This window comes from Psychrobacter sp. JCM 18900, assembly GCF_904846625.1.
GTDB lineage: Bacteria > Pseudomonadota > Gammaproteobacteria > Pseudomonadales > Moraxellaceae > Psychrobacter.
Genome location: NZ_CAJHBL010000011.1, coordinates 1 through 6,006, shown reverse-complemented (window position 1 = coordinate 6,006; position 6,006 = coordinate 1). Strand labels below are relative to the sequence as shown.

The following is a 6,006-nucleotide window of genomic DNA, read 5'->3' as shown; positions in this document are numbered from 1 at the left end:
TTTGAGTATTTGAGTATTTGAGTATTTGAGTATTTGAGTATTTGAGTATTTGAGTATTTGAGTATTTGAGTATTTGAGTATTTGAGTATTTGAGTATTTGAGTATTTGAGTATTTGAGTATTTGAGTATTTGAGTATTAAGCCACTTCTTTAGCTACAACAGCTATCAGTTGACGTGAGCACTTAGCTGTAACTTGTATTTCAGAATAGCTATGTCCGAATTTTAGGAGACTAGCGATAATATTACGCTTCTCGGTATCTTTCCTACGTCCTAAATATTTACCTTCTGTCTTAGCACGAGCAATACCTTGCATCTGACGGTTACGTCGATCTTCATAATCCTTTCTAGCAATAGCAGCGAGCATATCAAGCATCATTGAATTAATGGCCTGCAATACGCTGCTCATAAATTCAGTGCTGCTCTCAGATTGAAGCGCAATATATGATGTCGGTAGCTCTTTTGATACGACTGCCAGCTTTTTTTCTGATAGCATTCTTTTAAGAATATCCCAATCAGCTTGGTTCAAACGTGCCAAGCGGTCAATCTGCTCAACCAAAATTATATTGCCTTCATGGGCGTCATCAATCAGTTACATTAACTGTGGACGTATTAAAGTTGCGCCTGACTCGTTTTCAACATAGAAGGCGGCAATTTTGTGACCATGATCAGTAGCAAACTGTATAAGCTCATTTTTGGCACGCTTGGCATCTTATTCTTTGATAAACGCTCTTAGATAAGCTCTAATAAACATAAATACCTAAAATAGTCTGTTATAAGTGGTTCCATTATACCAGTCTATTTTAAGTAGTCTATTAATAGGTTTGAAGGGTGAAATAGCTGGTTCCACTGGGGTATAGCCTATTTTTCGAAAAATCTAGTTAATTGGTCTTTTACTACATCAGAGTTTTCAGGAAGAAAAACCTTGTTAGGAAAAGCTTTTGATGCCTCGAGTATGAAGTAACCAGCTTCTAACCCATAAGCTTGCCAATCTTTCTCTAGGTAGCAAAACTCTATAGATTCAAACCAAACATCAATGAGTCTATCCAAGTCATAGTCACAATTAATATGATTTTCTAGTCCAACAGTACAGCCAACCATTCTACTTTTAAAGTCATGAAAGTGTATATTGCCTAGTTCAAATTTTTTAATAGCTTGCTGTATGTAATATATATGCTCATTATGTATATTATTCATTTTTTGTCGTCCGTATTAACTGTAACCAATACTGTGATTTACACTGTCAATCCCGTAGAAACTAACTTGAAAGCCTTGAATCATACCGCTCAATGATAATGACCTATGCCAACGATTTCGTAGTTATTAAATTTATGTCTAACACTAGCAGTTCGATGCCTGTATAGCGCACCGATCACGATTTAATACTATTTTTGGGCTTGTAAAGCTTATTAATCAATATAAGGTTAACTAAATAAATGGCTCATTTGGATTTACATGCTAAAGCAGAGATTGGCAAATCCTTAGCAGGGTTCGCACTAGGTGAAAAATTGCAAAGTTTTTTGCATTATGTCGATGAGAGTGTAGATGGCAATAAAGTTCCTTGGAATGTTGATTTGGTAAACAATAATGAAGGAGTCTTACTATATAAATGGGGTTCGTCATACGGTAACGGATACGCAATATTCTTTAAAAATCCTACACTAGAGCTTAGTTTTTCTGAACAAGGTACGCTTATCTTCATTGAAGTTGGTGAAGGTTATCAAGGCGAAATCTTTGATGGTGGTATCAAAATGGGCAGTCGTATCGGAGATATAGACCATGCGTTAGTTTTGGATGATACAGAAGATGCACACTATTTAGCAGATGATAAAGGACAGTTCATTGATGGAATATTCTTTTTCGCCGGTGGCGAAGAGGTGATAGATAATCCTGATGCTACTATTGGGGTAGTACGTGTCTATAATTATAACTTCAAGTGATAAATATTTGAGTATAGATACCATCATACTTAAATAATCTTGAGTAGCTCAAACAGTACACCATGAAGTACACTACAGTTATCACAATAATTCAAAACCTTGATACCATTAGCCTACAGCCCAAGTTTCGAGTCCTCACTAGGGTACCGCTATTGTTCTCACAATATAAGCAAACCTATCTCAATATTTTGTTGATCCATCAATACTTATCATTTCTAAATCTCAAGCTTCATAGTACAAAGAAGGTTAATAACTAGCCATCAATAACGCTACCTTAACCTCAAAATAATACTCCTCTTTGATAGTAATACTGACTTTACCTTTATGGGCATTAGCGATGGCCTGCACGATAGACAATCCCAATCCTGTACCTGCGTACTTATGACTAGTCTTATCATGACGATAGAATCGCTCGAATAATTTATCAGCCTCTTTCTGATCTAATGGTTTGTCTAAACGATTGGTCATCGTTATCCTTAACCGTTGCTGCTTTGAGGGTCGAACCTCGTCTTTAGTCACATTAAGTGAGGTGGTTGAGGTGAGGATGGTAGCGGATATCATGATAGTACTATCACTAGCTGCATAATAAATGGCATTTGATATCAGGTTGGCAAACAGCCGTTGCAATAAGCCTTCATCACCCAACACCATTTCAAAATCACCTGATTTCTCAAAAGTTATCCCTCGATCTTCTGCAATCATTTCATAGTAATCAACAAGCTTGGTGATTAAACTATCCGTATCCACGTGACTGATTTGCGAATCACTTAATCCTTTCTGGGTTTTTGCCAGTAGCAGCATATTGTTAATCATGGCGGATAACTGCTCTAACGTATCATGCTGATGATGTAGCTGCTCAATGTATTCGTCGCCTTCTCTTGGCTTAGTTAACATGACCTGCGTTTGTGTACTCAGCGTCGCTATTGGCGTACGTAGCTCATGAGCGATATTGTCTGAAAACCGTGATAATGATTCAAAGTTACTTTCAAGCTTGACCATCATCGAATTATAAGACTCTGCTAGTGGTCGCAGCTCTAACGGCATATCGCCAACCGACACTCTTTCGTCTAACCTTTGCAGGTTTATGCCTTTCATTTTTTGGACGATAGTGGCCAGAGGCGCAAACCCCCAATACACACTTAATGCCGCTACTGAAACCAACAGCAAGGTGATGGCTGTGAGTATCAAGCTCAGCTGGCGATTAAACTGGATAAGATATTGATGATGCACATTGGTAGGTAGGGCAATAAACGCCAAAATCTCTTGATTTGGAATAATAATGGCTCGGTAATGCCTATTGTTTATCTTGATCATAAACTGCTGATCGTGATGTTCCTGCCATAGTGATAACAAGCTAAAATCGGCTGGCAAATTATGAATGAAACTACTGGGGTCACTGGATAATAACTTGCCTTTTTTATCTGCTACTAAGGTTTTTAAATCATAATCCAGCCAAGAGGAATGCAAGTGATTGTCATCAATGAGTGATTGGGACTTTGACACTGTGAATGGTTCTATGGGCTCGTTAACACTAACCATGCGTTTACGCAGATTAAAAGCCGCATGGGTGATAATCTCTGAGTCCATTTGCTCAAAGTGTCCACTCACAGAGCGCTGCACCCACGCATAGATGATGACCTGAGAGATAATAACGAAGACTGTCAATAAGGAAATCGTTCGCCATAGCAGTGACCAGCGCCGGTTTCTGAGTGTATGGTTCATGCTATTTAGAATCGTCTCCGTCCGCATCACTTTGGACCTCAGTAGCCATCGCCTCTAAGCGATAGCCCATTCCACGCACAGTATGAATGAGCTTTGCCTCATGACCATCGTCTATTTTTATACGCAGACGCCTTATCGCCACATCAATCACATTGGTATCGTTATCAAAATTCACATCCCATACTTGGGAGGCGATCACGGTACGTGGTAGCACTTCACCTCGGCGCTCTAATAAAAACTGTAGTAAGGAAAACTCTTTTGCCGTGAGCTTAATAGGCTTGCTGCCTCTATGTACCGTGCGCTTGGCAACATCCATCTTGAGATCTGCTATTTGCAGGATCGTACTTTGATAATCGGCTTGATTGGCGCGTCGTAACAGACTCTTTATTCTGACGATCAATTCTGCAAACGCAAAAGGCTTAGTCAAATAATCATCGCCTCCAATCTCAATCCCTTTTATTTTATCGCTTAAGTCATCTTTTGCCGTTAGAAAGAGCACAGGTGTTTGCTTACCCGCTGCTCGGTAATTGCGCACCAGCTCAAATCCACTAACATCAGGCAGCATCACATCCATTAGGATCACGCTAAACTCTTCTGTCATCAATGCATGATAGCCATCTAGGCCTGTTAGGTGATGATCAACAATAAAACCAGTTTCCGTTAAGCCTTTTTTTATATACTCGCCTAGTTTCAACTCATCTTCTACCAGTAGTATTTTCATAGTAACCCCTCAATACGATTATGATTATTTGACATCCTAATCAATATAGATGACAAAAACGTTTTGTAACTGACAAAAATGTCATGTGCTCGTAATCAGATTGTCAGTCTTCTTTTGCTAATCTATATGAATGAAACATAGTGGCTCGTTCCTAATATCTAGCAGCTATGAATTATTTTTACAGGTCATTAATTTAATGACCTAATAACTCAAACACCTAACAACTTACAAAAGAGGCTTTATATGAAAATTCACGGCTCATTCAAAAAAGTAGTACTGCTGTCGGTATCTGTACTTATCGGTATTACCACTGCTAACGCGCATACTACGGATCTAAGTACGTCCATCATCGATAACTGTGACGCTGTTACTGACTTTGCAAAAAACTTGGATCATAACGATGCTCAGATTTCTAGCGCCCAAATGAAAAGCTATATCGATGCTAGAGTGGCTTGTGAGGTCGAACACAAAGATCAACATCTACAGTCTGAAAAATACTTCATTAACCAATATGGTAGCGATAAGTAATATCAGCTCTGATGTCATACTAAAGGATTGATGACAATATTAAAAACCATAAATAGCAAGATGACAGAATTGTAATCTTGCTGTCATCTCTCTGTCAGAATCAATAAAGTATGCTTTAAAGTAACTTAATATTTTAAAGTTTTTCGACTTCATACCAAATAAAATAAGGATTTACCATGTCACTATTCAAATCAATACCACTGTCTAAATCAATCGTAGCAACAGCTATTGCATTAGTCGTTTCAACGTCAGCTTTGGCACATGACCCAAAAATGCATGCTGAAAAAGATCAGATGAACTGTGAAAAAATGGAAAAGCACATGCAAATGATGGGCAAAATGGATCATAGTAAAATGGATATGAAGGATCCTGCTATGAAAGCCATGATGACCAACATGAGCAAAATGAAAGCGATGTACCAAAAGCACTGTGTTACTAGTAAAAGTGATTCTTAGACATTGATCGTAGAAATTCAATATTATTGTTAGATGGTTTTGTCGAGCAGTAATTGGGTATTAACAAAAATGGATTTTTAGGACAAAACTATGAAGTTTTTACTAGGGATACTGCTTACTGTCTTTGTCGCTATTACAGGTATTTTTATTGTGGTGACTAGTGGCGTGATAAATATCGGTGCTGATCAAGCCCATAGTCCGCTGGTTTACAATTTTTTAGAAACGGCACGTACGCGTTCAATAGCAAATGCTAGTAAGGACATTGCTGTTCCAAACCTAGAAAAGACAGAAATGATCAGCTCGGGCGGGGCAGACTATAAAGATATGTGTGCAGGCTGTCACTTATCTCCTGGGGTAGAAAGTACTGATTTTAGTGCAAGTTTATATCCAAAGCCGCCCAATTTTACCAATACTGAATTGGTTGAACGCTATAAGACCGATGCCGGTGCTCAGCAAGCCTTTTGGGCCATTAAACACGGTATTATGGCATCAGGTATGCCAGCATGGGGCGCTTCGCACGATGATGATAGAATGTGGGCAATGGTCGCTTTTATCAGATCGTTACCTGAATTAAATGAAAACCAGTACACCATGCTAACGACTAGGATAGACGATGATATGTTGGGCATGTCATTTGATGGTG

Annotated in this window: 7 protein-coding genes and 1 pseudogene; 4 read left to right on the top strand and 4 right to left on the bottom strand. The window is 38.6% G+C overall.

All coding sequences use genetic code 11. The features are described from left to right. Positions 1 to 136 precede the first annotated feature (136 nt). Positions 137 to 682, bottom strand: a pseudogene (locus tag JMX96_RS13530) (recombinase family protein). Between the two features lie 176 nt (positions 683 to 858). After that, positions 859 to 1,194, bottom strand: coding sequence for a hypothetical protein (locus tag JMX96_RS13525; RefSeq protein ID WP_201569675.1), 336 nt, complete (start codon positions 1,192 to 1,194; stop codon positions 859 to 861). Between the two features lie 239 nt (positions 1,195 to 1,433). On the opposite strand from JMX96_RS13525, the gene JMX96_RS13520 reads away from it, so the two are divergent. Beyond that, positions 1,434 to 1,937, top strand: coding sequence for a hypothetical protein (locus JMX96_RS13520; RefSeq protein WP_201569673.1), 504 nt, complete (start codon positions 1,434 to 1,436; stop codon positions 1,935 to 1,937). Positions 1,938 to 2,183: 246 nt separating this feature from the next. On the opposite strand, the gene JMX96_RS13515 is transcribed toward JMX96_RS13520, so the two are convergent. Beyond that, positions 2,184 to 3,686, bottom strand: a complete 1,503-nt coding sequence (locus tag JMX96_RS13515) for an ATP-binding protein (protein WP_227677059.1) — start codon at positions 3,684 to 3,686, stop codon at positions 2,184 to 2,186. Then, positions 3,661 to 4,380: a heavy metal response regulator transcription factor gene (locus tag JMX96_RS13510; RefSeq protein ID WP_057758555.1), complete on the bottom strand. Its 720-nt coding sequence runs from the start codon at positions 4,378 to 4,380 to the stop codon at positions 3,661 to 3,663. Before JMX96_RS13510 ends, JMX96_RS13515 begins: the two co-directional genes overlap by 26 nt. A 243-nt stretch (positions 4,381 to 4,623) precedes the next feature. Between JMX96_RS13510 and JMX96_RS13505 the strand changes: the two genes are divergently transcribed. From JMX96_RS13505 to JMX96_RS13495, 3 genes are all read left to right on the top strand, one after another. Continuing rightward, entirely contained in the window at positions 4,624 to 4,908 is a 285-nt protein-coding gene (locus JMX96_RS13505) for a hypothetical protein (RefSeq protein ID WP_057758557.1), read from the top strand. Positions 4,909 to 5,084: 176 nt separating this feature from the next. Next, the gene (locus tag JMX96_RS13500) at positions 5,085 to 5,363 is read left to right on the top strand and encodes a hypothetical protein (RefSeq protein ID WP_057758559.1); all 279 of its coding nucleotides are present in this window, start codon (positions 5,085 to 5,087) and stop codon (positions 5,361 to 5,363) included. Between the two features lie 90 nt (positions 5,364 to 5,453). Continuing rightward, the coding region (locus JMX96_RS13495; protein WP_201569671.1) for a c-type cytochrome at positions 5,454 to 6,006 on the top strand (553 nt) is incomplete at its 3' end.

Coding starts and splice junctions, on each gene's coding strand:
- JMX96_RS13500 (WP_057758559.1), top strand. CDS start 5,085: ATGTCACTATTCAAATCAATACCACTGTCTAAATCAATCGTAGCAACA.
- JMX96_RS13505 (WP_057758557.1), top strand. CDS start 4,624: ATGAAAATTCACGGCTCATTCAAAAAAGTAGTACTGCTGTCGGTATCT.
- JMX96_RS13525 (WP_201569675.1), bottom strand. CDS start 1,194: ATGAATAATATACATAATGAGCATATATATTACATACAGCAAGCTATT.
- JMX96_RS13515 (WP_227677059.1), bottom strand. CDS start 3,686: ATGCGGACGGAGACGATTCTAAATAGCATGAACCATACACTCAGAAAC.
- JMX96_RS13520 (WP_201569673.1), top strand. CDS start 1,434: ATGGCTCATTTGGATTTACATGCTAAAGCAGAGATTGGCAAATCCTTA.
- JMX96_RS13510 (WP_057758555.1), bottom strand. CDS start 4,380: ATGAAAATACTACTGGTAGAAGATGAGTTGAAACTAGGCGAGTATATA.